The organism is Mesorhizobium sp. M7A.F.Ca.CA.004.04.2.1 (assembly GCF_004022825.1).
In the GTDB taxonomy this organism is placed as follows: Bacteria; Pseudomonadota; Alphaproteobacteria; order Rhizobiales; family Rhizobiaceae; genus Mesorhizobium.
In genome coordinates, this window is the sequence record NZ_RZPH01001708.1 from 1 (window position 1) to 555 (window position 555).

The following is a 555-nucleotide window of genomic DNA, read 5'->3' on the forward strand; positions in this document are numbered from 1 at the left end:
GGCGTCAATGCAGCGATGGACCCGAGCACCGGCGGCAACCCGACGCTGCTGCGCGACGGCGGCGCCAATGGTGCGGCCTATGTCGCCAACACGGGCGGCGGCGCGTCCTATTCCACCCTTCTGGTCGCCTATGGCGACCGGCTCGACCAGCCGATGACTTTCGACCCCGCCGCCGGCGTTTCGGCAACCTCCAGCGTATCCGACTACGCCGCCAGTTCGATCGGCTGGTTCGAGGGCGTGCGCCAGCAGGCTTCGACCGCCTCCGATGCCAAGGAAGCACTGGCATCGCGCAGCGCCGAAGCGCTGTCCAACGCGACCGGGGTCAATGTCGACCAGGAAATGTCGTTGCTGCTCGACCTCGAACACACCTACCAGGCATCGGCCCGGATGATGAAAACCGTCGACGACATGCTGACGGCCTTGCTCAACGCGGTGGGATAATTCCATGACTTCAGTCTCCTCGGCCGCAATCTCCAATGCCATGCGCTCCCAGCAGATGCGCATGCAGGCCGAACTCGTCAAAGCCACGAAGGAAGCGTCGACCGGCAGGGTCGC

1 protein-coding gene is annotated in these 555 nt (G+C 65.0%); it reads left to right on the forward strand.

The features are described 5' to 3' along the window. A partial coding sequence (locus EN893_RS37120; protein ID WP_281062553.1) for a flagellar basal body rod C-terminal domain-containing protein occupies positions 1 to 441 on the forward strand: 441 nt, incomplete at its 5' end. Between the last annotated feature and the right edge of the window lie 114 nt (positions 442 to 555).